Annotated in this window: 19 protein-coding genes; 13 read left to right on the top strand and 6 right to left on the bottom strand. The window is 35.7% G+C overall.

Features of this window, described 5'->3' with window-relative positions:
- Positions 1-31 precede the first annotated feature (31 nt).
- Positions 32-1033 carry a pyruvate dehydrogenase (acetyl-transferring) E1 component subunit alpha gene (pdhA, locus tag DEU39_RS03015; RefSeq protein ID WP_062670214.1) on the bottom strand — a complete coding sequence of 334 codons (1002 nt, stop codon included), beginning with the start codon at positions 1031-1033 and terminating at the stop codon, positions 32-34.
- A gap of 843 nt (positions 1034-1876) precedes the next feature.
- Between pdhA and DEU39_RS03010 the strand changes: the two genes are divergently transcribed.
- The 3 genes from DEU39_RS03010 to DEU39_RS03000 are packed head-to-tail and all read left to right on the top strand — an operon-like array spanning position 1877 to position 4788.
- Positions 1877-2479 carry a phosphatase PAP2 family protein gene (locus DEU39_RS03010; protein ID WP_120230891.1) on the top strand — a complete coding sequence of 201 codons (603 nt, stop codon included), beginning with the start codon at positions 1877-1879 and terminating at the stop codon, positions 2477-2479.
- Between the two features lie 8 nt (positions 2480-2487).
- Positions 2488-2979 carry a BlaI/MecI/CopY family transcriptional regulator gene (locus tag DEU39_RS03005; protein WP_120230890.1) on the top strand — a complete coding sequence of 164 codons (492 nt, stop codon included), beginning with the start codon at positions 2488-2490 and terminating at the stop codon, positions 2977-2979.
- A gap of 24 nt (positions 2980-3003) precedes the next feature.
- Positions 3004-4788, top strand: a complete 1785-nt coding sequence (locus DEU39_RS03000) for a DUF4153 domain-containing protein (protein WP_120230889.1) — start codon at positions 3004-3006, stop codon at positions 4786-4788.
- A gap of 55 nt (positions 4789-4843) precedes the next feature.
- Here the strand turns inward: DEU39_RS03000 and DEU39_RS02995 are convergent, their stop codons facing one another.
- Both DEU39_RS02995 and DEU39_RS02990 read right to left on the bottom strand, forming a co-directional pair.
- Positions 4844-5596, bottom strand: a complete 753-nt coding sequence (locus DEU39_RS02995; RefSeq protein ID WP_062670220.1) for a hypothetical protein — start codon at positions 5594-5596, stop codon at positions 4844-4846.
- A gap of 137 nt (positions 5597-5733) precedes the next feature.
- Entirely contained in the window at positions 5734-6084 is a 351-nt protein-coding gene (locus tag DEU39_RS02990; protein WP_034696719.1) for an RNA recognition motif domain-containing protein, read from the bottom strand.
- A gap of 368 nt (positions 6085-6452) precedes the next feature.
- Here DEU39_RS02990 and DEU39_RS02985 point away from each other — a divergent pair, with 368 nt between their 5' ends.
- The 9 genes from DEU39_RS02985 (at position 6453) to DEU39_RS02945 (ending at position 16302) form a co-directional block, all read left to right on the top strand.
- Positions 6453-6866 (top strand): DUF6157 family protein, encoded by a 414-nt coding sequence (locus tag DEU39_RS02985; protein WP_120230888.1) that lies wholly within the window; start codon positions 6453-6455, stop codon positions 6864-6866.
- A 97-nt stretch (positions 6867-6963) separates the two neighbouring features.
- Positions 6964-7359: an acyl-CoA thioesterase gene (locus DEU39_RS02980; protein ID WP_062670225.1), complete on the top strand. Its 396-nt coding sequence runs from the start codon at positions 6964-6966 to the stop codon at positions 7357-7359.
- A complete protein-coding gene (locus DEU39_RS02975) occupies positions 7356-7916 on the top strand; it encodes a helix-turn-helix domain-containing protein (protein ID WP_062670227.1) in 561 nt (186 codons plus the stop codon). Before DEU39_RS02980 ends, DEU39_RS02975 begins: the two co-directional genes overlap by 4 nt.
- A gap of 194 nt (positions 7917-8110) precedes the next feature.
- Complete coding sequence (locus DEU39_RS02970) at positions 8111-10978, top strand: heavy metal translocating P-type ATPase (RefSeq protein WP_120230887.1); 2868 nt, start codon at positions 8111-8113, stop codon at positions 10976-10978.
- A 4-nt stretch (positions 10979-10982) separates the two neighbouring features.
- Positions 10983-11711, top strand: a complete 729-nt coding sequence (locus tag DEU39_RS02965) for a DUF72 domain-containing protein (protein ID WP_120230886.1) — start codon at positions 10983-10985, stop codon at positions 11709-11711.
- 294 nt (positions 11712-12005) lie between these two features.
- Positions 12006-12875 carry a polysaccharide deacetylase family protein gene (locus DEU39_RS02960; RefSeq protein ID WP_120230885.1) on the top strand — a complete coding sequence of 290 codons (870 nt, stop codon included), beginning with the start codon at positions 12006-12008 and terminating at the stop codon, positions 12873-12875.
- Between the two features lie 64 nt (positions 12876-12939).
- Positions 12940-13599 (top strand): YggS family pyridoxal phosphate-dependent enzyme, encoded by a 660-nt coding sequence (locus tag DEU39_RS02955; protein ID WP_120230884.1) that lies wholly within the window; start codon positions 12940-12942, stop codon positions 13597-13599.
- Between the two features lie 56 nt (positions 13600-13655).
- Complete coding sequence (locus DEU39_RS02950) at positions 13656-14840, top strand: sigma-54-dependent transcriptional regulator (protein ID WP_120230883.1); 1185 nt, start codon at positions 13656-13658, stop codon at positions 14838-14840.
- A 100-nt stretch (positions 14841-14940) separates the two neighbouring features.
- Positions 14941-16302, top strand: a complete 1362-nt coding sequence (locus tag DEU39_RS02945) for an MATE family efflux transporter (RefSeq protein ID WP_120230882.1) — start codon at positions 14941-14943, stop codon at positions 16300-16302.
- A gap of 171 nt (positions 16303-16473) precedes the next feature.
- Here the strand turns inward: DEU39_RS02945 and DEU39_RS02940 are convergent, their stop codons facing one another.
- Together DEU39_RS02940 and DEU39_RS02935 are read right to left on the bottom strand one after the other, a co-directional pair.
- Entirely contained in the window at positions 16474-16977 is a 504-nt protein-coding gene (locus DEU39_RS02940; RefSeq protein ID WP_120230881.1) for a GNAT family N-acetyltransferase, read from the bottom strand.
- Positions 16978-17158: 181 nt separating this feature from the next.
- Positions 17159-17722: a Crp/Fnr family transcriptional regulator gene (locus DEU39_RS02935; RefSeq protein WP_062670243.1), complete on the bottom strand. Its 564-nt coding sequence runs from the start codon at positions 17720-17722 to the stop codon at positions 17159-17161.
- Positions 17723-17798: 76 nt separating this feature from the next.
- On the opposite strand from DEU39_RS02935, the gene DEU39_RS02930 reads away from it, so the two are divergent.
- A complete protein-coding gene (locus DEU39_RS02930) occupies positions 17799-18488 on the top strand; it encodes an HAD family hydrolase (RefSeq protein WP_120230880.1) in 690 nt (229 codons plus the stop codon).
- 85 nt (positions 18489-18573) lie between these two features.
- On the opposite strand, the gene DEU39_RS02925 is transcribed toward DEU39_RS02930, so the two are convergent.
- A complete protein-coding gene (locus tag DEU39_RS02925) occupies positions 18574-20976 on the bottom strand; it encodes an alpha/beta hydrolase family protein (RefSeq protein ID WP_120230879.1) in 2403 nt (800 codons plus the stop codon).
- Positions 20977-21028: the final 52 nt, after the last annotated feature.

Raw genomic sequence — 21028 nt, 5'->3', positions numbered from 1 at the left:
AAACTTCAAATTTCAAATAAATTTTTATTTTTTAGTTTTCTAATTTGTCTAAGAATGGATAATCTTCCTGAGCATATACATACTCATAGACTTTTTCTGCATCCGGATACGGGGAGTTTTCCATAAATTCGATACACTCTTCAACAAAGTCTCTGGATTTGTTATCCATAACTTCCAATTCTGCTTCTGTAGCCCATCCGTTTTCTAAAATTCTATGTTTTATCAATTCGATTGGGTCATCATTTTTATGAAGAGCTACTTCTTCTTTAGATCTATATGGCTCGGCATCAGACATAGAGTGTCCTCTGTAACGGTAAGTTCTTGCTTCAATGAAAGTAGGTCCATCTCCTCTTCTTGCTCTTTCAATAGCTTCGTAAGCAGCTTCTGCCACTTTTTCAGGATCCATTGCATCTACAGCAAGGCAAGGCATTTCGTATCCTAATCCTAATTTATAGATATCTTCGTGGTTGGCTGTTCTTTTTACAGAAGTTCCCATTGCATACTGGTTGTTTTCTACAACAAATACTACAGGAAGTTTCCAGTTCATTGCCATGTTGAAGGTCTCATGTAAAGAACCTTGTCTTGCAGCACCATCACCAAAGAAACAGATATTTACTGCTTTTCTGTCGAAATATTTATCTGCAAAAGCAATACCTGCACCTAATGGAATTTGTCCTCCAACGATACCATGTCCTCCGTAAAAACGGTGTTCTTTACTGAAAATGTGCATAGATCCACCCATGCCTCCGGATGTTCCGGTAGCTTTACCACAAAGTTCAGCCATGATTCTTTTAGGATCTACTCCCATCGCCATTGGATGGATGTGACATCTGTAAGCAGTAATCATACTATCCTTTGTAAGATCCATTGCATGTGTAAAACCGGCAGGGATAGCTTCCTGACCGTTATACAAATGTAAAAATCCTCTGATCTTTTGTTTTAGGTAAAGAGAACGGCATTTGTCTTCAAACCTTCTCCACATTGTCATATCTTCATACCACTTCAGGTATACCTCTTTAGAAAATTCTTTCATGTGTTAGCTCTTGCTTTTTTATGATGAAATAGTTGAGCAAAATTATGAAAAAAACTTTGTTTTTATTCTATACATAGATAACTTTTCGATTTTTCTGCAAAATCTATTTGCGGGCTGTATGGATTATTCTTAATTTCCGACCCCTTGGAAGCTTGATAAAGCTACGTTTTATCCATTACATTCTTTCCGTAATATTTCAGAAATCGCCCTATTCATAAGTATTTCCCGAAACAACATATAATTAGGAGACATTGGAATTCTTTATATTTTGTTCTCCTATTTTATTCCTCTTTAATTATTGTTAATATATATTTTGGTTATTTCAACAGCTTCTTTTCCGGGGAAAAATCTGTAATTTTCAGAGTTCTGTCTTCAATTTCATTAACGAAATTACCCTATTGTTTTACCGTTCTGGCTTTAATTTCCTTCCAATCTTTGTCTGCTATAAATCCTTCCCTGCCATTTTCATTGTATACTCACCTTTTCACTCAAGCAGGTAAACAACCTCTGTTTTTCATTGAATCCCGACTCTCAGATTGACACAATTGATGGACAGGTTGTAGTGTAACAATATTTTCCCGGGAAACTTTTTGAATAAAGGCTAAACAACCTGAAAATATAAATAATATGAATACAGGTTACATGATAATGCTGACTAAGACCCATCAATTAATATTAAGCATTTCCTGCAAAATTCAGTATTCATTTAAAGAAGCAAAAACATTTCACTTCATCAAAACATTTAGTAATCAGATAACTTACCCATTAAACCACCTATTCCATCTCATGGTTTCCATTTGATTTTTGAGGTTATAATAGTATATTTGGTTTTTAATCTCAACTATGGAAGAAAAACAATCTTCATTATTACATAAAATTTCAAAAGTCATCTCTGATTTTTTTAATCCTTTGGTCTCTCTGATCATTTTCTTTATCTACATGAGCATCAGAGAATATTCCCTTAAAAATTCTATGCTTTATTTCCTTCCTGTATTATTAATGATCATTATTCCGGTTGTGATATGGCTGGTGTGGAATGTAAAGACTGGAAGGTATACCAATATGGATGTTTCCAACCGTGTCCAAAGGAAAACCTTATATATATTTATTGCAGTTTGTGTGATCGCCTATCTTCTTTTTAATTATATCAGAAACGGATACATTGATTTTGTCATGCTATTTATTCTGGTACTACTTTTCGCTCTTCAGATCAGCAATCTTTTTATCAAAAGCTCGATGCATACAGCATTCAATGTATTTGTGGCAGCACTCTTTTTCTCACTGAACTGGAAAATGGGTTTTGCATGGCTGGGAATCGCTATTTTAGTCGGAATCACACGTATCATTTTAAAAAGACATACCGTAAAAGAAGTATTTATGGGGGCTGGAATAGCTTTTCTGGTATCTTTTATCTATCTTTATTGCAATATTCAATTTCAACATTAGAATACTCTATGAAAATAAATCATCTTACTGCCGCAGAAGAAAACTTTATGAAGCTGTTTTGGAAAATGGAATCTTTTTATCTGAAGGACGTTATGGAGCAGCATCCGGAACCGAAACCACACCAGAACACGGTTTCCACTTATTTGAAAATATTAGTTGAAAAAGGCTATCTATCTACTGTAAAAGAAGGAAGAATCTTTAAATACAGCGTACTTGTTCCTTTAGATGGGTATAAAAAATTTCTATTAAAAGAACTTTCACACAACTTTTTTAATCATTCAGGGAAGGAAATCCTGGAGCTTTTATTAAGTGAAAAATTAATTTCCCAGGAAGATATGAAGGGTTATTTTGATCTAAAAATCGAAATAAAGCCAGCAAAGGTGGAAGAACCTAAGTTCGAAGTAGCTGAAGAAATCCTGAATCCAAAAAAAGAAAAGAAAACCAAAGGAAAAGAAAAAGACAAGGATAAGGATAAAAAGAAAAAAAAGAAAAAAGATTAATCTAAACCTTAAAAACACCAAATCATGAAAACAAAATTCCAGGAAACTCTAAGCCGGGCCAATGAAGTCATTTTCCGATATCCAATGATTTTGGTAATGGCTTTATTAGCTGTTATTGGTGCCATATACATTGTGGAAACGGAACGTAGCGAAATTACTTCTTATATTAAGTTCACCATTTGTTCCTGTCTCGGAATTTCTCTGATGTTTGCATTAAAAATGTTGTCACAGAGAATCGGGAAAGAATTACTACTACAAGTATGCGGTATAGTTTTCCTTATAGGTTTCTATTATATCCTGCCTGATAAAAAAAACAGTTTTACAGAAGTATACGCTTATATCATTGCTGTTACTGCTCTTCTCTCTCACTTATTGGTATCATTTGTTCCGTTTCTGGAGAAAGACAGAGAGCTCAGATTCTGGCAGTATAACAAAAACCTTTTTATCAATATCTTTCTCACTGCCGTATTTACAGGAGTTCTGACAGGCGGTGTGGAATTAGCCATCTTAGCGGTTGATAAACTTTTTGACTTTAATTTTCATGACAGAATTTACAGAGATACATTCTTTGTTCTCGCTATTTTGGGAAGCAGTTTTATTTTCCTTTTATTTAATGACAAAGGCTTAAATAACCTTGAAAAAGACGGAACTTATCCCGTTGTTCTGAAGTTTTTTACTCAGTTTATATTAATTCCGTTACTCCTTATCTATGTAACAATTCTTTATTTTTATTCTGTTAAAATATTAATCAACTGGCAGCTTCCAAGAGGCTGGGTTTCTTACCTTGTTTTAGCCTATAGCATTGTTGGCATCCTTGCATTACTTCTGGTTCATCCGTTGAAAGAAGAAAACGCAAAATCCTGGGTCAGAATATTTTCAAAAGCATTTTATTATACCATTGTTCCTTTGATCGTTCTGCTTTTCACTGCTATTTTTACCAGAATTTTAGAATATGGTTATACAGAACCAAGGTATTTCGTTCTGCTGCTTGCTCTATGGTTGTTAAGCATTGTTGTCTACTTTATTTTCAACAAAAAAGCTACAATAAAGTTCATTCCTGTCAGCTTATTTTTATTTGGTGCTTTTGCATTGGTTTTCCCTTACCTTAATGCATTTAGTGTGGCTAAGAGAAGTCAGAAAACAGAATTGATGAATATTTTAAACCAGCATCAGCTAATGAGTGCAGGCAAGATTAATTTTCAGAAAAAAGTTACTGATACTGTCCGTAATGAAATTGCTGATAAATTTGAATTTCTGGCTGAAAGAAAGCAAAGTGAATTTCTATCAACGCTACTGAATGAAAAAGATCAGGCTGAATTAACCGACAATATTAAAAATGGTACATTTTATAGTATCAATTACGATATTCAGAATAAGTTCTCGGATGTGAATGTAACAGTAAAAAACAGAGCATACGAAATGAACAGACTCGTTCTTATTCGTAAAGAACAGGCTGTAGAAATTGGGAATTATCAATATTTAATTTTTTTCCATCGGTATAGCAGGGATCCCCAACAACTGAATAATGATCAGTTTGAGCTTACGGACCAACTGACAGAAAAATCCTCATTAAAACTCAGTTTAAATTCTCAGGAAGAAATAGATTTCGGGCCACAGATTATTAAACTATTTGAGAAAAATAAAAACAAGAAAGGAAATGTATTAATCCCAGAAATTGCTATGGAATCTGATTTAGGAAAGTATCACGTTAAGCTTATTTTCAGTGAAATTACAAGAGAAAAGTACTCTGAAAATGACAATGCCAGTATTTATTACGAAAACGTTTATATCCTTATAAAATTAAAATAAATAAAAAGAGACTACCATATGGATAGTCTCTTTTTTATTTTATCTAAATAGTCTGTTATCTATTAGTTCCTGAACTCCACAATGGAGTATAATCGTTATAAACGACTAAGTTTCCGTCATTTTGTACAGAAAGCTTGTTCGCTCCTCTGCGAGAAGTATTTGAACTCCATACTGCTTTATTATAAGAATCATAAACAACTAGGTTTCCATCTGACTGGAACTCCGCTCTGCTTCCTTTATTATCTGTTCCGGATGCCCAGATTGCATCTCCGTTATCGTATGATAAAACAAGATTTCCGTCATTTTGGAAAGTCAGATAATAACTGCCATTAGGAGAGAAAACTTTTCCTCCTTTACGGAATTTGTATCCAGTACTTATATTTCCATTTCCGCGGCCAAAGCCATTATCTCTTCCACTATTTTTCAAATCGCTTTTTGAAGCCCATAACGGGTTTGAGCCATTATAAATAACAAGATTTCCGTCATCCTGAATAGTTAATCTTTCCGCTCTTCTACCGTTAGTATTAGAACTAAAAGCCACCCCATTTCCAGGAGTATAAACGACTAAGTTCCCGTCATCCTGAAAAACAGCTCTTACTCCCTTGTTATTAGTTCCTGCATCCCACATGGCAACTCCGGCTCTGTTATACAAAACAAGGTTACCATCATTCTGAAAAATCAAATAGTATCGGTTGTTACTTGCCCAGTATTTTCTATTTTGCTCTAAGTTCTGCCCTGTATAAATGTTCTGTGCATTAATTAATAATCCACCAAACACCATCATTAATGCTAATAAATGTTTTTTCATTATAATTATTTTTTGATTGATTGATAATTTCTAAAATTATGCCAAAACATCATCATTTTCCAACCCAAGTTATAATTAAATGATTTACTGGAAATTAAATTCCATAAAAAAAGCGGCTTAAAAGCCGCTTCATATTTTTACCAACGATTTCCGCCTCCGCCACGGTTGTTACCATAGCCTCCGCCTCTATTATTGTTGTTACCATAACCTCCACCTCTGTTGTTATCGAAGCTTCTTCTTGGCTTCTCTTCTCTTGGCTTAGCCTCAGATACGTTTAGAGTTTTTCCGTTAAATTCTTTTTGGTTAAGAGCTTCAATAGCTTGCTTTCCTTCTTCATCACCCATTTCTACAAAACCGAAACCTCTGGAACGACCAGTTTCTCTGTCTGTAACGATTTTAGCTGATGATACATCACCAAATTCTGCGAATAGATCGTGCAACTCATACTCTTTAGTTGCGTAATTGATGTTTGAAACAAAAATGTTCATTTTAAATAAATTAAAAAATTAATAAAAATTTGGTATATAAAAGAAAAACAACATAAATTAATGAACAAATATTGATTCCAAATATAAACGTATGCAAGATACAATTAAAAATTTCAAATCAAAGCTTTTTTTAAATATTTCTCACATTATGTTGAATCTAAAAACAAAAAAAACACATAAAAACAATTTAAAAACCTGATTACCAAATAGTTAATTAGAAATACATTTTGTTATAAAATTAGTTAAAGATTTAAAAACAAATGCCAACGCTGAGTCCTCAAAATCAAGTTGATATAACACACAACATTTCATTTATCAACTTCCTTATTGTCCTATTCTTCATAAAATTTTAAATACTGCACCAGAATATGAAATCTTACACCACAAATTATACCAACACACTTATTGAAGCCGCTGAAGATTGTCCTGTTTTCCGTTCACAGGTTCCTCCTGAAAAAAAGGAAAAAACACTCGCCAATCTCCAATATGAGCAACTTATAAAAAGTCCTTATCAATATTCTTCCGATGATCTAATTTTTGAATGCTATGCCATTAAAAATGAAATTTCAAAAAATGAGAAAGAGAATGAAAGAGAAAAATTCTTTTCCAGAGGCCAGCCTTGTCTACGGTGTTCTCCTTTAGCAAAAAAATATGGGTTTGGATTCCATCATAATACAGAAGGGAAAGTAGCTCTGATTGCCATAGAAAGCGAAGAATATCAAACATTACTGAATGATCCTTCTATAGCAAAAACGAAAGCCATGCGTTCCAAAAGAAAATGATTGAGAAAATGAATGATTCTTTTCAGATCAATAAATACTATTCTTTTGAAAAGATCAGCTTTTAACACTAAATTTGTACTGCAAATTATTACAAGATATGAACTACCATACCAGAAAATGGGTGAAACCCGAAGACTTAAACCCCAATCATTCACTTTTCGGAGGAAGACTCCTTCAATGGATTGATGAAGAAGCTGCACTTTATGCTATCATTCAGTTGGAAAACACAAAAGTAGTAACCAAATTTATTTCTGAAATCAACTTTGTCAGCTCAGCCAAACAGGGAGATATTATAGAAATTGGAATTGAAGCTACCCATTTCGGGTCTTCTTCTATTACTTTGAGATGTGATGTAAGAAACAAAATGACTCATCAAACCATTATTACGGTAGAAAGAATTGTCATGGTAAACCTTAACGAAGAAGGCAATCCTGTTCCTCATGGCAAAACCCAGATAGAATTCGTAAAAGACAGGTTAAACAACAGCCTATGAAGATTTTCATAAAGAATATGGTCTGCAACAGATGCATTTCGGCAGTAGAAAATATTTTCCGTAATGCAGATGTAAAGACAGCTAATATCTTACTGGGAGAAGTAGAAACGGAAGCTGATCTTTCTCCTGAAAAAATGCAGATCATAGAAAAAGAACTGCTTGATACAGGTTTTGAAAGAATTATGGATTCAGCTCATCAGACTGTAGAAAAAATCAAAAACCTGATCATTGTAAAAATAAGCGAGCTCGATATCTCGGAAGATTTTCTGCTTTCCGAATTTTTAAGTTCAAAACTTCACAAGGATTACAGTGCTCTTTCCAAAACATTTTCTCAAAACGAAAATATCACATTAGAGCAATTCTTCATTCTTCAGAAAATAGAAAAGGTAAAAGAGCTTCTTTTATACAACGAATTCAACCTTACTGAAATTGCAGGAAAACTTGGGTATAAAAGTGTACAGCATCTTTCTTCCCAGTTCAGGAATACAACAGGATTCACTCCTACTGAATTCAAAAAACTCAAAGAACACAATCGCAAAGCACTCGACAATCTATAAGTTTAAGTGTTTGAGCGCTTAGGGTGAAGGAGTTAAATATTCCTATTCACACTTACAAACTCTCAAACACTCTTACTCTTATACTCTCCTACCCTTAAACTCTCCCACTCCACCTAATTTTATAACTATTATCCTTAAATTTATAACAACCTTAGTTTTCCATTTTGGAAATTTGTACTATAAATTTAAGAATCATGGAACAACAGTATAAAATACTCGGAATGACCTGTTCCGGCTGCCAGAAAAAAATTTCAAATCAACTGAACAGTGTTGATGGTGTTAAAGCCGATGTAAATCTGGAAACCCATACCGCTACCATCACTTCTGATCATGGAGTGAAACTTTCGGTATTAAATGATGCCCTGGCAGAAATAGGGAAATACAGACTTGAAGATCCCAATCATCCCGAGACAGCCTTTGTAAAACCTCAGGACCGTGTATCTCCGTCTTCGGTATACTATTGTCCAATGGAATGTGAAGGAGATAAAGTATATTTCAAACAAGGGGAAAGATGTCCTGTCTGCAAAATGTATCTGGTTCCTATTGAAGAAAAGCTTGCCAAAGATCCTAATTATAAACCAACTTATTCATCAACCAACCTTCCTGAAAATTTTAAAGATAGTATCGGGAAGCATTACTGTCCGATGTTTTGTGAAGGGGATAAAGTATATGATGAAAAAGGCAGCTGCCCTGTTTGTCATATGGATTTAGAGCCAATTACTGAAGAACTCGCCCAAAAAGCAACCTCACATCAGCATCACGCTCATTCCCATTCTCATTCTCACCATCATCATAATAATGACCATCATCATGAGGCTCCTAAAGTGACTGATGAAATGGCAGGCAGGTACTACTGCCCAATGTATTGTGAAGGCGACAAAACCTATGATTCTAATGTGGGATGTCCGGTTTGCGGAATGGATCTTGTAAAATATCCGGAAAAGAAAACCGCAAAATACACCTGTCCTATGCATCCGGAAATCATTCGTGACGAACCGGGAGACTGCCCGATCTGCGGAATGGATCTTGTGAGAATGCCGGACAGCGGTGATGATGACGAAGATGAAACCTATACTCTATTACAAAGAAAGTTCATTATTTCACTCGCGTTTACGATTCCGGTTTTCATTCTTTCTATGGGAGGAATGTTGATCAATTTCCCTTTTTCTCATCAGGTTCAGGGATTTATTGAGCTTGCATTGACTCTTCCTGTAATGTTTTATTCAGGATGGTTTCTGTTGAAAAGAGGCTGGGTTTCCTTCAAAACATGGAACCTCAATATGTTCAGTCTGATTGCTCTGGGAGTTGCTGCTGCATTTATTTTCAGTATTGTTGCTCTGATATTTCCAGACATTATTCCACATGAAATTCGTGGACACAATCATGAAATCCCATTGTACTTTGAGGCTGTCTGTGTGATTTTAACCCTTGTTATTTTAGGTCAGCTGATGGAAGCAGCAGCTCATAAAAAAACAGGAAATGCCATTAAAGAATTAATGAACCTTTCACCTGATGAAGCCAATCTTATGATAAACGGTGAAGAAAAAAAAGTACTGCTTTCCCAGGTAAAAATAGGAGATTTATTAAAGGTTAAACCTGGTGAAAAAATTCCCGTAGACGGAAAAATCATTGAGGGAAATTCTATTGTGGACGAAAGCATGATTACCGGAGAACCTGTTCCTGTTGAAAAAAGTGTAGACGATAAAGTATCTTCCGGAACCATCAACGGTAACCAGGTATTCATTATGAAGGCAGAAAAAGTAGGTGATGAAACACTGCTTTCCCAGATCATCAAAATGGTGAATGAAGCCAGCCGCAGCAAAGCACCTATCCAGAAGCTTACGGATAAAGTTTCAAAAGTATTTGTCCCTGTAGTCATTCTTATTGCAGTACTTACTTTTGTTCTTTGGCAGTTTTTCGGCCCGGAAGGAAAAAGGACTCTATTTGCCTTTGTGAATGCTGTTGCCGTTTTGATTGTGGCTTGTCCCTGTGCCCTTGGTCTGGCCACTCCCATGTCTTTAATGGTAGGAATAGGGAAAGGTGCTAAAAACGGAATCCTTATCAAAAATGCAGAAGCTCTGGAACAGATGAATAAAGTAAATGTTTTGATTACTGATAAAACAGGAACTTTAACAGAAGGGAAACCCTCCGTAGAACATATTGAAACAGTAAACGGAGATCAGAATCAGATTTTAAAACTGGCTTTTTCTTTGAATCAAAATTCTGAACACCCACTTTCCAATGCCATCATAAAAAGAGCAAAAGAAGAAAATCTGACTGCGGAAAAAGTAGATCAGTTTGAGAATATCTCAGGAAAAGGAGTCAAAGGAAATATCAACGGTAAGACCTCTTATCTTGGAAATGAAAGTCTCCTGACCTCCCATCAGATTATGATTCCGGAGAGCTTAAAACAGAAAGCAGTAGAAGTTCAGTCTAAAGCTCATACTATTTCTTATATCGCACAGGAACAGCAGGTGCTGGGATTCGTAAGCTTTACAGATAAAATCAAAGAAAGCTCTAAGAAAGCCGTAAAACAGCTGATGAGTGAAGGTATAGACGTCATCATGATGACCGGAGACAACGAACATACTGCGAAAGCTGTTGCTGATGAATTAGGAATCAAACATTTCAAAGCCAACTGTCTTCCTGAAGATAAACTCAATGAGGTAAAAAAACTACAGCATCAAGGTAAGATCGTTGCTATGACCGGAGACGGAATCAACGACTCTCCTGCCCTTGCACAGTCTGATGTGGGCATTGCTATGGGAACAGGAACAGATGTTGCGATTGAAAGTGCTGAAATTACTTTATTGAAAGGAGATATCTTAGGCGTTGCAAAAGCTAAATTACTTAGTGAAAAACTTCTCAAAAACATTAAAGAGAATCTGTTCTTCGCATTCATCTATAATGTACTGGGCGTTCCGGTTGCGGCAGGATTATTGTATCCATTCTTTGGAATTCTTTTATCACCAATGATTGCAGCTACAGCCATGAGCTTCAGTTCCCTGTCTGTGATACTGAATTCATTAAGATTAAACTCTGTAGATCTGGATATAAAATAATAACATGACAAAAGAAAATCTTTACATAGGGTGCTCGGGATTTTACAATAACGACTGGAAAGGGTCTTTATATCCCGAAAATGCCCAAAGTAAAGATTTTCTTTCTTTATACTCAAAAACATTCAATGCCGTAGAAATCAATTCTACTTTTTATAGAAAACCGACCTCAAAAACATTATTGAAGTGGCATGCTGAAACACCTGATAATTTCAGATTCTTCATTAAAATTCCAAAAGCCATCACCCATCAAAACCGGCTTGAAAATTCCAAAGACGAGATTGCTCAATTTTGCAATCATATTCAAAACAGCCTGAAGGATAAACTTTCCGGATTTCTATATCAGCTTCCTCCTTCCTTTAAAAACACGGTAGAGAACACAGAACGGATTATCAACAATCTCGATTCCAGATTTCTGAACGTCATTGAATTTCGGCACAGCTCATGGTGGCAAAAAGAGATATTTGATCTTTTAAAACAATACGATATTGTCTTCTCAGGCGTAAGTTTTCCAGGCAATCTTCCTGAAGACCTTATTATTAATCATCCGGAAATACTCTATTACAGGCTTCATGGAAAACCTGTTCTTTACAAATCAGAATATAGTAATGATTTCATGGATGCATTAGCTGAAAAGATTAAAAATACAACCCAAACCTCATTTATTTTCTTCAATAATACCTGGGGAACGGCAGCTATTAAAAATTCGCTGTATCTAAAACATATTTTGGAATAACACTCCGGCAGAATGATTCGATTTTGTTAAAATAAAATAATTCTCCGTCAATTGAAGAATATTGAAATCTTAACAAATATAGAAAAATACTATCGTTTTCATATTTATAAATGTTAAATTTTAAAGAAAAGAAAATCATAAATTTACAACTTGTCAGGTAATGGAAATCTCCCTTAAAATAAAGTTCTTAAAATAAACTTAAAAAGAAAAACAACTGCACAGCTTGGCATATAATTTGTTAATTTTCACCTGTTATTTTTAACGATTTTTAACAATTTAAATTCCATTATTTTTATGAGAAAAATTTTTGCGGGAAAGTCAAAAAATATGACTTTTCTCGGGATGGTTGTATTGATGAGTACAACTTCGGCTTTATTGAACAGCTGTAATTTCAAGAATGAAGTGAATAATGACCCCGTCGTCAGTTCACAGGAACATCCTTCCGCAGAAATAGTCTCCAGTAATATGGATGATGAAAGCGTAGACCCGGATAAAAGAGTGATCTACCTTACCTTTGATGACGGACCCAATCAGGGGACAGAAAATCTTTTAAAAATCCTGGACAAGAGAAATGTCTGCGCCACTGCCTTTCTGGTGGGAAAGCATGCTTATGGAAGCAAAAAACAGAAGGATGATCTGCTATTGCTTAAGCAAAACCCTTTGGTAGAGCTGGCCAATCACAGTTTTTCTCATGCTCACAACAAATACACAGATTTTTATAAAAATGCTGATGCTGTAGTTCACGATTTTGACATCGCCAAAGACAGTCTGAAGCTTACCGATAAAATAGCAAGAACTCCCGGAAGAAATATCTGGAGGCTCAACAATATTAATGTAACAGATATTAAAAGTTCCACTTTAGCAGCAGATGGCCTTAAAAAAGCAGGTTATAAAGTAATTGGCTGGGATCTTGAATGGAGACCTTCTCAGAAAATGACTTTAAAAGGAAGTCATGAAGCCATGATTAAGAAAGTAGACAGTATTTTCATGAACGACCTTGAGAAAACATCCAGACACCTTGTATTCCTTACTCACGACCAGTATCTGAGAGATACAGACTCTATCAATGAACTGGATATGTTTATTGAAAAATTGCAGAAAAGCAACAGGTTTGTGTTCAGAAAAATATCTCAATATCCTAAAATCAATGAGGTTTTGAATTAATAACCGCTGCATACCTGATATCACTAAGCTTTGAATATTCAGAGAATTTTCGGACATTTGTATTATGAGTATTAAAGAGAACTACAACACTATAAAAAACCAGCTGCCATCCACTGTGCAGCTGGTTGCTGTTTCTAAAACCCATACGGTTTCTGCAGTACAGGAAGTCTATGATCTCGGACAAAAGGTTTTTGGAGAAAATAAAGTCCAGGAGCTGATGGAAAAAGCTCCTCTTCTTCCTCAGGATATCCAATGGCATTTGATTGGTCACTTACAGACCAACAAAGTGAAGTACATTGCTCCTTTCATAGATACCATACAAAGTGTGGATTCTGAAAAATTATTAACAGAAATCAATAAAGAAGCAGGAAAACACAACAGGAAGATTAAAGTTCTTCTGCAGGTAAAAATTGCAGCAGAAGAAAGTAAGTTCGGACTTGAAATTTCTGAAGCGAAAGCTCTTTTTCAACAATCTATTGAAGGCAATTTTCCCAATGTGGAAATAACTGGTTTAATGGGAATGGCAACATTCACCGATGATGAGCAGCAGGTTAGAAATGAATTTTTAACACTGAAGAAGCTTTTTGATGAATTAAATCAATCAAAAGCATTAAATACTTTATCAATGGGAATGAGTGATGATTTCCCGATAGCAATCGAGTGTGGGGCTAACTCTGTGAGGGTTGGATCTGCTATTTTTGGAAGAAGAGACTACTCCAAATAGAATATTTAGGTACAGTTTTTGCTAATAATTGAAACAAAAAATTTAAATTTGCAACTATGCAAAAAATCCTTATAGTAGAAGACGAAAAAGCAATCTCGGGAGTACTTCATAGTATTCTTTCGGATGAACTCACCGATTATGAATTTGTTATCGCCGAAGATGGCCTTGAAGGTTACAAGCAGGTAGAAAAAGAAGATTTCGCCCTAGTGATTTCTGATATTAAAATGCCTAAGCTTTCAGGAACCGAGCTTTTGAAACAAAGTCTTGCCTTAAAACCAGAAACTACTTTTATCATGATCTCAGGACACGCAGACATTGATTCCGCTGTTTCCTGTTTGAAAGAGGGCGCATATGATTTTATTTCCAAACCCATTGATATCAACAGACTTATTACAAGTGTGAAAAATGCATTGGTGAAAGAAACCCTGAAGAAAGAAAACAAAAATCTCCAGACTGAAAATAAAACTCTAAAAAGAAAAGTAAGTAAGAAATACCAGATGATTGGTACTTCTCCTGCTCTTCAAAAGATTCAGGATATGATTGAAAAGGTAGCTGCTTCTGATGCCAGAGTTCTGATCACAGGACCTAACGGTGCAGGAAAAGAGCTGGTAGCTCATGCAATCCACAATCAAAGTGAGCGTGCAAGAGGCCCTATGGTAGAGGTAAACTGTGCTGCTATCCCATCTGAACTTATTGAATCTGAACTTTTCGGACACGTAAAAGGATCTTTTACAGGTGCTATTAAAGATAAGCAGGGAAAATTTGAACAGGCCAATGGCGGTACTATTTTCCTGGATGAGATTGGAGATATGAGCCTTATTGCTCAGGCTAAGGTATTAAGAGCTCTACAGGAAAGCAAAGTTTCTCCTGTGGGAAGTGATAAAGAAATCAAAGTTGACGTAAGAGTAATTGCGGCAACCAATAAAAATATGCAGAAAGAAATTGAGGAAGGAAAATTCAGAGAAGACCTTTACCACAGACTTTCCGTCATTGAAATTTATGTACCACCGTTGGATGAAAGAAAAGAGGATATCAAATTATTGGTTGAACATTTTTCTGGTATGATTGCTGATGAGCATGGTACTGCTGCGAAAAAGTTTGACGATAAAGCTATTGATGCTTTAAAAGCGCTTTCGTGGACTGGAAATATCAGAGAATTAAGGAATGTTGTTGAAAGATTGATTATTCTTGGTGGAAACACTGTTTCTGAAGGTGACGTTGCAAGTTTTGTAAGGAAATAATAGCCTATTATTTACCATATTATAAAAATTTGCAGTGTTACCACTGCAAATTTTTTTTTGACCTAATTTGAATGATAAACTATATGAATCTTAAAATATTATGAACTTTTTAAACAAAAACTATACAAAAGAATGCCTGACTTTGGCTCTGCCTGTAATGCTTACTCAGGTGGGGCAAGTTTCAGTAAACTTATTCGATAATATTATTGTCGGAAAATTATTGGGTGCCGATGCTCTGGCATCTGTTTCATTGGGGAATGCTGTGTTTTTCTCCATATTTGTGTTAGCCCTGGGCTTTTCATTTGCCATTCCACCATTGGTTTCGGAAGCGCACTCCAAACAGGATCACGCTACGATCAATTCTGTATTCAGCCACGGCTTTATTATCAATATGTCGGTCGGAATTATCCTGATGGTCATTCTCCTTTTGGGAATGCCACTCCTCTATCATTCCGGACAGCCCGCCAAGATCATTCCTGATACGGTAAGCTTTTTAAGTATCATGGTGATCAGTATGATACCATTCATGGCCTTTCAGACCCTTCGTGAAGTTTCTGAAGGTTTATCCTATACCATTGGAGTTACCAAAGCGACCATTATTGCCAACATCATCAATATTGCCTTAAACTATGTCTTTATCAAAGGACTTTGGGGAATTCCGGCAATGGGTGTACAGGGATCTGCACTTGCTACTCTGATTTCCAGAATTTTTATGGTGGTTTTTCTTTATTTTGTTTTGGTAAAAGAAGAAAGAACAAGACGCTATATCAAAGATTTCTCTTTAAAAATTCAGGTTTTTTCAAAGCAGATGTTTGATAAAATGGTGAAACTTGGATTACCTACAGCTTTACAGATGTTCTTTGAAGTAACTGCTTTTGCCGGAGCTGCATTTATTTGCGGGCTGATCTCAGCACACGATATTGCTTCTCACCAGATCGCATTAAGCATGGCTTCATTTACCTTCAACTTATGTGTTGGATTCAGTGTTGCCTCTACGGTAATGATTGGGAGAAAACTGGGTGAACAGAATTTTGTGGAACTGAGAAAGGTAGGAATCAACAACCTGAAAATCGCCTTTATTTTTATGTGCATCTGCGGATTGGTGTTTATTTTAGGCAGAAATATCCTTCCTACCTTCTTCACGAAAAAAGAAGAAGTGGAAGTCATTACCCTGGCTGCAAAACTGATGATCATCGCTGCTTTATTCCAGCTTTCTGATGGAATTCAGGTGACCGCTTTGGGAATGCTGAGAGGTTTGCAGGATGTGAAAATTCCTTCTATTTATACCTTTATTGCATACTGGGTGATTACCATTCCTTTGGGATATTTCTTCTGTGTTACTTTAGAAATGGGCGCATTCGGAATGTGGATCGCACTTGGACTGGGATTAACGGTTTCCGCTGTTTTCCTGGTGAAACGATTCCTGAATATGTCTGCGAAAAGAATTAAGCAGAATTCATAAAAACAAAAAGGCTGTTTCAATGTGAGACAGCCTTTTTTATATTCGTTAATTTACAACAGAACAGTGCGCTATATCCTTTCTATATCTATATAATTATGCATATTTTCTAAACACAAACAGTATAAATTAAATTCACAAATAGACACTAGCTTATCCGCCTTTCTGCTCAGTTTAATCTATCCTCTTCCCTAAGATCTTCAAACTTCTTTCCACACCATCCAGAATCGCTACATTAGGAAGGCTTCCCCAATCTTCGAATCCAAAGTATCTGAATAATTTCAAACTTGGCTCATTATGAAGGAAAATAAGGGCTACAAGGTTTTTTACTCCAAATTTTCCGGCGTTATCAATACAATACTGAAGAATGGTTTTTCCGTATCCTTTTCCTCTTGAGGTTTCGTCCAGATAAATACTTACTTCTACCGTACCGTTATACGCAGCCCTTTCATGGAATGAACTGAAACTTACCCAACCAACGGTTTGCTTCTGGTCATCTTCAACTACCCAAAGCGGTCTTGTCTGGGGATTATGCTCTTCAAACCATTGTAGCTTGCTTTCCACAGAAACTTCTTCCATGTCTGCAGTGACCATTCTTGAAGCAATGGTTGAGTTGTAGATGGCTACGATTTTATTTAAATCTGCTAATTCAGCATTTCTGAACTTTAATGTTTCCATGAATATTGAAGTCAAATTATTGTAATGCAAAAATACTACATTTTAAAAACACCCTGTAAAAACACACTCAATTTATTTTATTTTTAATAATTAAAGCAAATACACCCCTAACAATACAATCATTTTTTACACAAAGACGTAATAAATTTAAACTTTGAATATTTTTAAGGAGCAAGGAAAATTATTTTAAATCTTTTAAAATTCTATTTAAACTTCTTACTGTAATTCCTAAATAAGCCGCCATATCTTCTTTGGAGATATGAATATTCTGCTTAGCCTGCATTTGTAACAATTGTTTTAAAGTATGTTCTATCGTATATAACTGTTGATAGGATGCTCTGCTGGAAGTATTGATAATTCGCTCTGCAAAAGACTCTAAAAGAAGGTGGTTCAGGGCAAGATCATTTTTAATCAAAGCTTTAAAAAACGGAATCTTTACTGCATATACTGTCACTTCATTGAGGGCTTCAATACTGCACAGACAGTTTATATTTTTGATTAATTCCACTTCCCCGATGATTTCACCGCTTCCCAGAAATTCAACAATATATTCTTTTCCGTTTTCTTCAGCCAGAAAGCATTTGACAATCCCTTCTTTAATCATCATGACATGAGAAAGCTGATGATCCTGTACCAGTATTTGATCCCCTGCAGAAAAAGATTTTACTATAAAATCGTCACTTCTATTCTGCTTTTTGTGCAGTTCATCAAGATAGTTTAAAAATGTCTGATTCGTCCTTAACATATTCTCCCGGGACAAATGTCCTTTTCTTATTGAGTTTTTATACTGAATTTTACGGACAGAAAATTACAAAACAAAAATGAATAATCATATTACAACCATTGCTTTTGATGCGGATGATACACTTTGGATCAACGAACCTTATTTTCAGGAAGCAGAAAAAGAATTCTGTGTACTTCTTGAAGATTATCTTCCACAACATTCGGTATCACAGGAATTGTTTAAAACAGAAATGCAGAATCTCCATTTGTATGGCTATGGAGTAAAAGGATTTATGCTGTGTATGATTGAAACCATCACTAGAGTTTCTAATAATACAGCTTCATTGGAATTAGTCAATAAAGCTATTATTCTGGGTCAGGAGCTTCTTCAGAAACCTATAGAATTATTGGATGGAGTTACCGAAACTCTTGAAAGTTTAAAAGGAAAATACAGACTGGTTGTTGCCACAAAAGGCGATTTGCTGGATCAGGAGCGTAAACTGAAAAATTCGGGATTACAGGATTATTTTCATCACATTGAAATCATGAGTGACAAAAAAGAACACGATTATAAAAAGCTTTTGAAACATTTGGACTGCCAACCTGAAAACTTTCTGATGCTTGGAAATTCTATCAAATCAGATATTCTGCCGGTACTAGAAATCGGTGGTTATGCCGCTCATATTCCTTATCATGTCACCTGGAGCCACGAACAGCATGATGTCAATCTGGAACATCCTAATTTTATGGAGCTTAAGAGTATTGATGAGATTTTGAAGCGCTTTTAAATACGATATAACAACGCCCCAACTTCCTTAATATATTTTTAATCAAAAAAAGAGACTGTTTTTGATAAACAGTCTCTTTCTTTATTTATTTCTTCAAGCACTTTTCAAGGAACTGATCCTGTTCCCATAAAACGTGTAAGATATTTTCTTTCGCCTGGTAACTGTGGGCTTCTTTTGGGAGGAGAACCATTTTCACAGGAGCACCTAAATTTTTCAGTGCCTGGAAGTATCTTTCCGTCTGCAATGTAAATGTTCCCGGATTGTTATCTGCATCGCCGTGAATCAGAAGAAGTGGGGTCTTCATTTTGTCCGCATGCATAAACGGAGACATCGTGTTGTAGATTTCCGGAACATCCCAATAGTTTCTCTGCTCACTCTGGAACCCGAATGGTGTCAAAGTCCTGTTATAGGCACCACTTCTTGCAATTCCACAGGCAAAAAGGTTAGAATGAGTCAGAAGGTTTGCCGTCATAAATGCACCGTAAGAATGCCCTCCTACAGCCACTTTCTTTCTGTCGATATATCCTAAATGATCTACTGCATCAATGGCAGCAGCAGCATTGGCTACCAACTGAGGAATAAAGGTATCATTAGGCTCTGTTTTTCCTTCCCCAACAATTGGGAAAGCAGCATTATCTAAAACAGCATACCCTTTAGCTGTCCAATATACAAAAGAGCCATACGTTGGGAATGTAAAGTCATTATCATTTTGAGTACTCTGTCCTGCAGTATCCTTATCTTTATATTCTCTAGGGTAAGCCCAGATTAATAAAGGTAATTTTTCTTTCTTTGTCTTTCTATCATAGTTTGCAGGTAAATAAAGGGTCCCTGTCAGGGTAACACCATCATTTCTCTTGTAAGTAATCACTTCTTTGTAAACGTCTTTGATACTTTCAAAAGGATTTGCAAAATTGGTTACGGCTTCTGCTTTATTAGATTTAATATTCTTTTTAAAATAATTCGGATATTGGCTTGGTGACTGCTGAGTGGTCAGAATTTCTCCTTTTGAAGGATTTAAAATATCTACAATCCCTTCTTTAGCGTTTTTAAGATTAGAGGTATAAAGTCTTTTCTTTTTCAAAGATTTAATATCCATTTCGTCGATAAACGGATGCTGTCCATCTTTGGTAAATCCATCTCCGATAAGATAGGCTTTTCCACCTTTCATATCGACTACAGATCTTCCGTATTGGTTTTTCGTTGTATTAAAATGTCCGGGATCGCTGTAAACATCCTGGTAATTTCTGTCATCGAAAACTTTTGATTCTCCACTGTTAAGATCCAACAGGTAAGATTTTGTATTTCTTGTATCATACCAGCCTTCAGAAACAATAGCATAATGATCATTAGTCCACACCACGTCCTTATATCTCTGCTTTGTTTTGAAGAAAGATTTCGGAGCCGCTGTAAACGGAGCTTCCCAGGTAAATATCTCGTCTCTGTACTCTGCTGTTTTAAACTGATCTCCTCCATCCAGAGCTTCCGCATAGGTAAGAGTAGCCGGAGTGTCGCTTCTCCATGCCATTTCTCTTTTTCCGGTTCTTACGGATGAAAATCCTTTTGGCATGATTTCATTCAAAGGAACGTCATTTACTGTTTTTACAGTATTTCCTTTCATATCATACACCACCGTTGTTGATGGAAATCTGCTCAGTGGCACAATATAAGAGAATGGTTTTTTAATAATAGTAGCCAGCAGATAGTTTCCGTCCGGAGAAAAACTTAAGCCGGTATACATATCCTGATCTTTCAGTTTCTTAAGATTTCCTGTAAGATCTACATTATAAATTTCAGAAGCAGTAAGGGTCTCAAAGTTTTTTTCGTCCTGAGGGTTCTTCAAAAGATCCTGATAAGTCCTGTTCTGGGAAACCTTACCATCCGCTGTTGAAACAATCGGGCCTGTCGGAAGATCTTCGTCTGCATTTAAAAGAGCAGCTCTGTTTTGTGGAAGCGTTCTGATCAGGAAGCTTTGAGAGTCATTATACCATATATAAGGCATTCCTAAATTAGCATTCAGATTATCTGCTGTAATCTTTTTGGCAGATGCTGTTTCCATATCCACTATCCAAAGTTCTACTCCTTTAGCGGTTGTATTGGTAAAAGCCAGCTTCTTTTCATCCGGTGAAAACGAAACGTAGGCAATTTTTGAATGGGAAGGTAAATTTTTTACCTGAATTTCATTTTTATCATTGAGCTTTCTGATCTTCAGATTATTGGAGTAGATCATGCTGCTTGAAATATTGGTAACAGGATTGATTCTAAGTCCGCCAAGCTTCATTTCATTCTGACTGAGGTCTTCCAATGTTTTATATGTAGTGCGATACGTAAACACTACCCAGTCCTTTTTGCTGTTCATCAGAACACTCGGAGGTCTTTCATAATCTGCAAGTTTTAAAATCTCGGCAGAGGGTTTCTGATAGCTAATATTTTCCTGTGCATCATAAAAATTGAGAAATGCCAAGAGGCAAATAGTCAGTTTTATCTTCATTATAAATTCATTTTCTACGAATGTAGTGAATTTTAAAAGAATTTTAACATTT

The sequence above is a fragment of the Chryseobacterium sp. AG363 genome, from assembly GCF_003610675.1.
Classification (GTDB): Bacteria; Bacteroidota; Bacteroidia; order Flavobacteriales; family Weeksellaceae; genus Chryseobacterium; species Chryseobacterium cucumeris.
Note: the sequence above shows the minus strand (reverse complement) of the source record. Positions and strands in the feature narration are given on the sequence as shown.

What these genes read in the sequence shown, in the direction of transcription:
- pdhA (WP_062670214.1), bottom strand. Translation starts at nt 1,033, where the DNA reads ATGAAAGAATTTTCTAAAGAGGTATACCTGAAGTGGTATGAAGATATG.
- DEU39_RS03010 (WP_120230891.1), top strand. Translation starts at nt 1,877, where the DNA reads ATGGAAGAAAAACAATCTTCATTATTACATAAAATTTCAAAAGTCATC.
- DEU39_RS03005 (WP_120230890.1), top strand. Translation starts at nt 2,488, where the DNA reads ATGAAAATAAATCATCTTACTGCCGCAGAAGAAAACTTTATGAAGCTG.
- DEU39_RS03000 (WP_120230889.1), top strand. Translation starts at nt 3,004, where the DNA reads ATGAAAACAAAATTCCAGGAAACTCTAAGCCGGGCCAATGAAGTCATT.
- DEU39_RS02995 (WP_062670220.1), bottom strand. Translation starts at nt 5,596, where the DNA reads ATGAAAAAACATTTATTAGCATTAATGATGGTGTTTGGTGGATTATTA.
- DEU39_RS02990 (WP_034696719.1), bottom strand. Translation starts at nt 6,084, where the DNA reads ATGAACATTTTTGTTTCAAACATCAATTACGCAACTAAAGAGTATGAG.
- DEU39_RS02985 (WP_120230888.1), top strand. Translation starts at nt 6,453, where the DNA reads ATGAAATCTTACACCACAAATTATACCAACACACTTATTGAAGCCGCT.
- DEU39_RS02980 (WP_062670225.1), top strand. Translation starts at nt 6,964, where the DNA reads ATGAACTACCATACCAGAAAATGGGTGAAACCCGAAGACTTAAACCCC.
- DEU39_RS02975 (WP_062670227.1), top strand. Translation starts at nt 7,356, where the DNA reads ATGAAGATTTTCATAAAGAATATGGTCTGCAACAGATGCATTTCGGCA.
- DEU39_RS02970 (WP_120230887.1), top strand. Translation starts at nt 8,111, where the DNA reads ATGGAACAACAGTATAAAATACTCGGAATGACCTGTTCCGGCTGCCAG.
- DEU39_RS02965 (WP_120230886.1), top strand. Translation starts at nt 10,983, where the DNA reads ATGACAAAAGAAAATCTTTACATAGGGTGCTCGGGATTTTACAATAAC.
- DEU39_RS02960 (WP_120230885.1), top strand. Translation starts at nt 12,006, where the DNA reads ATGAGAAAAATTTTTGCGGGAAAGTCAAAAAATATGACTTTTCTCGGG.
- DEU39_RS02955 (WP_120230884.1), top strand. Translation starts at nt 12,940, where the DNA reads ATGAGTATTAAAGAGAACTACAACACTATAAAAAACCAGCTGCCATCC.
- DEU39_RS02950 (WP_120230883.1), top strand. Translation starts at nt 13,656, where the DNA reads ATGCAAAAAATCCTTATAGTAGAAGACGAAAAAGCAATCTCGGGAGTA.
- DEU39_RS02945 (WP_120230882.1), top strand. Translation starts at nt 14,941, where the DNA reads ATGAACTTTTTAAACAAAAACTATACAAAAGAATGCCTGACTTTGGCT.
- DEU39_RS02940 (WP_120230881.1), bottom strand. Translation starts at nt 16,977, where the DNA reads ATGGAAACATTAAAGTTCAGAAATGCTGAATTAGCAGATTTAAATAAA.
- DEU39_RS02935 (WP_062670243.1), bottom strand. Translation starts at nt 17,722, where the DNA reads ATGTTAAGGACGAATCAGACATTTTTAAACTATCTTGATGAACTGCAC.
- DEU39_RS02930 (WP_120230880.1), top strand. Translation starts at nt 17,799, where the DNA reads ATGAATAATCATATTACAACCATTGCTTTTGATGCGGATGATACACTT.
- DEU39_RS02925 (WP_120230879.1), bottom strand. Translation starts at nt 20,976, where the DNA reads ATGAAGATAAAACTGACTATTTGCCTCTTGGCATTTCTCAATTTTTAT.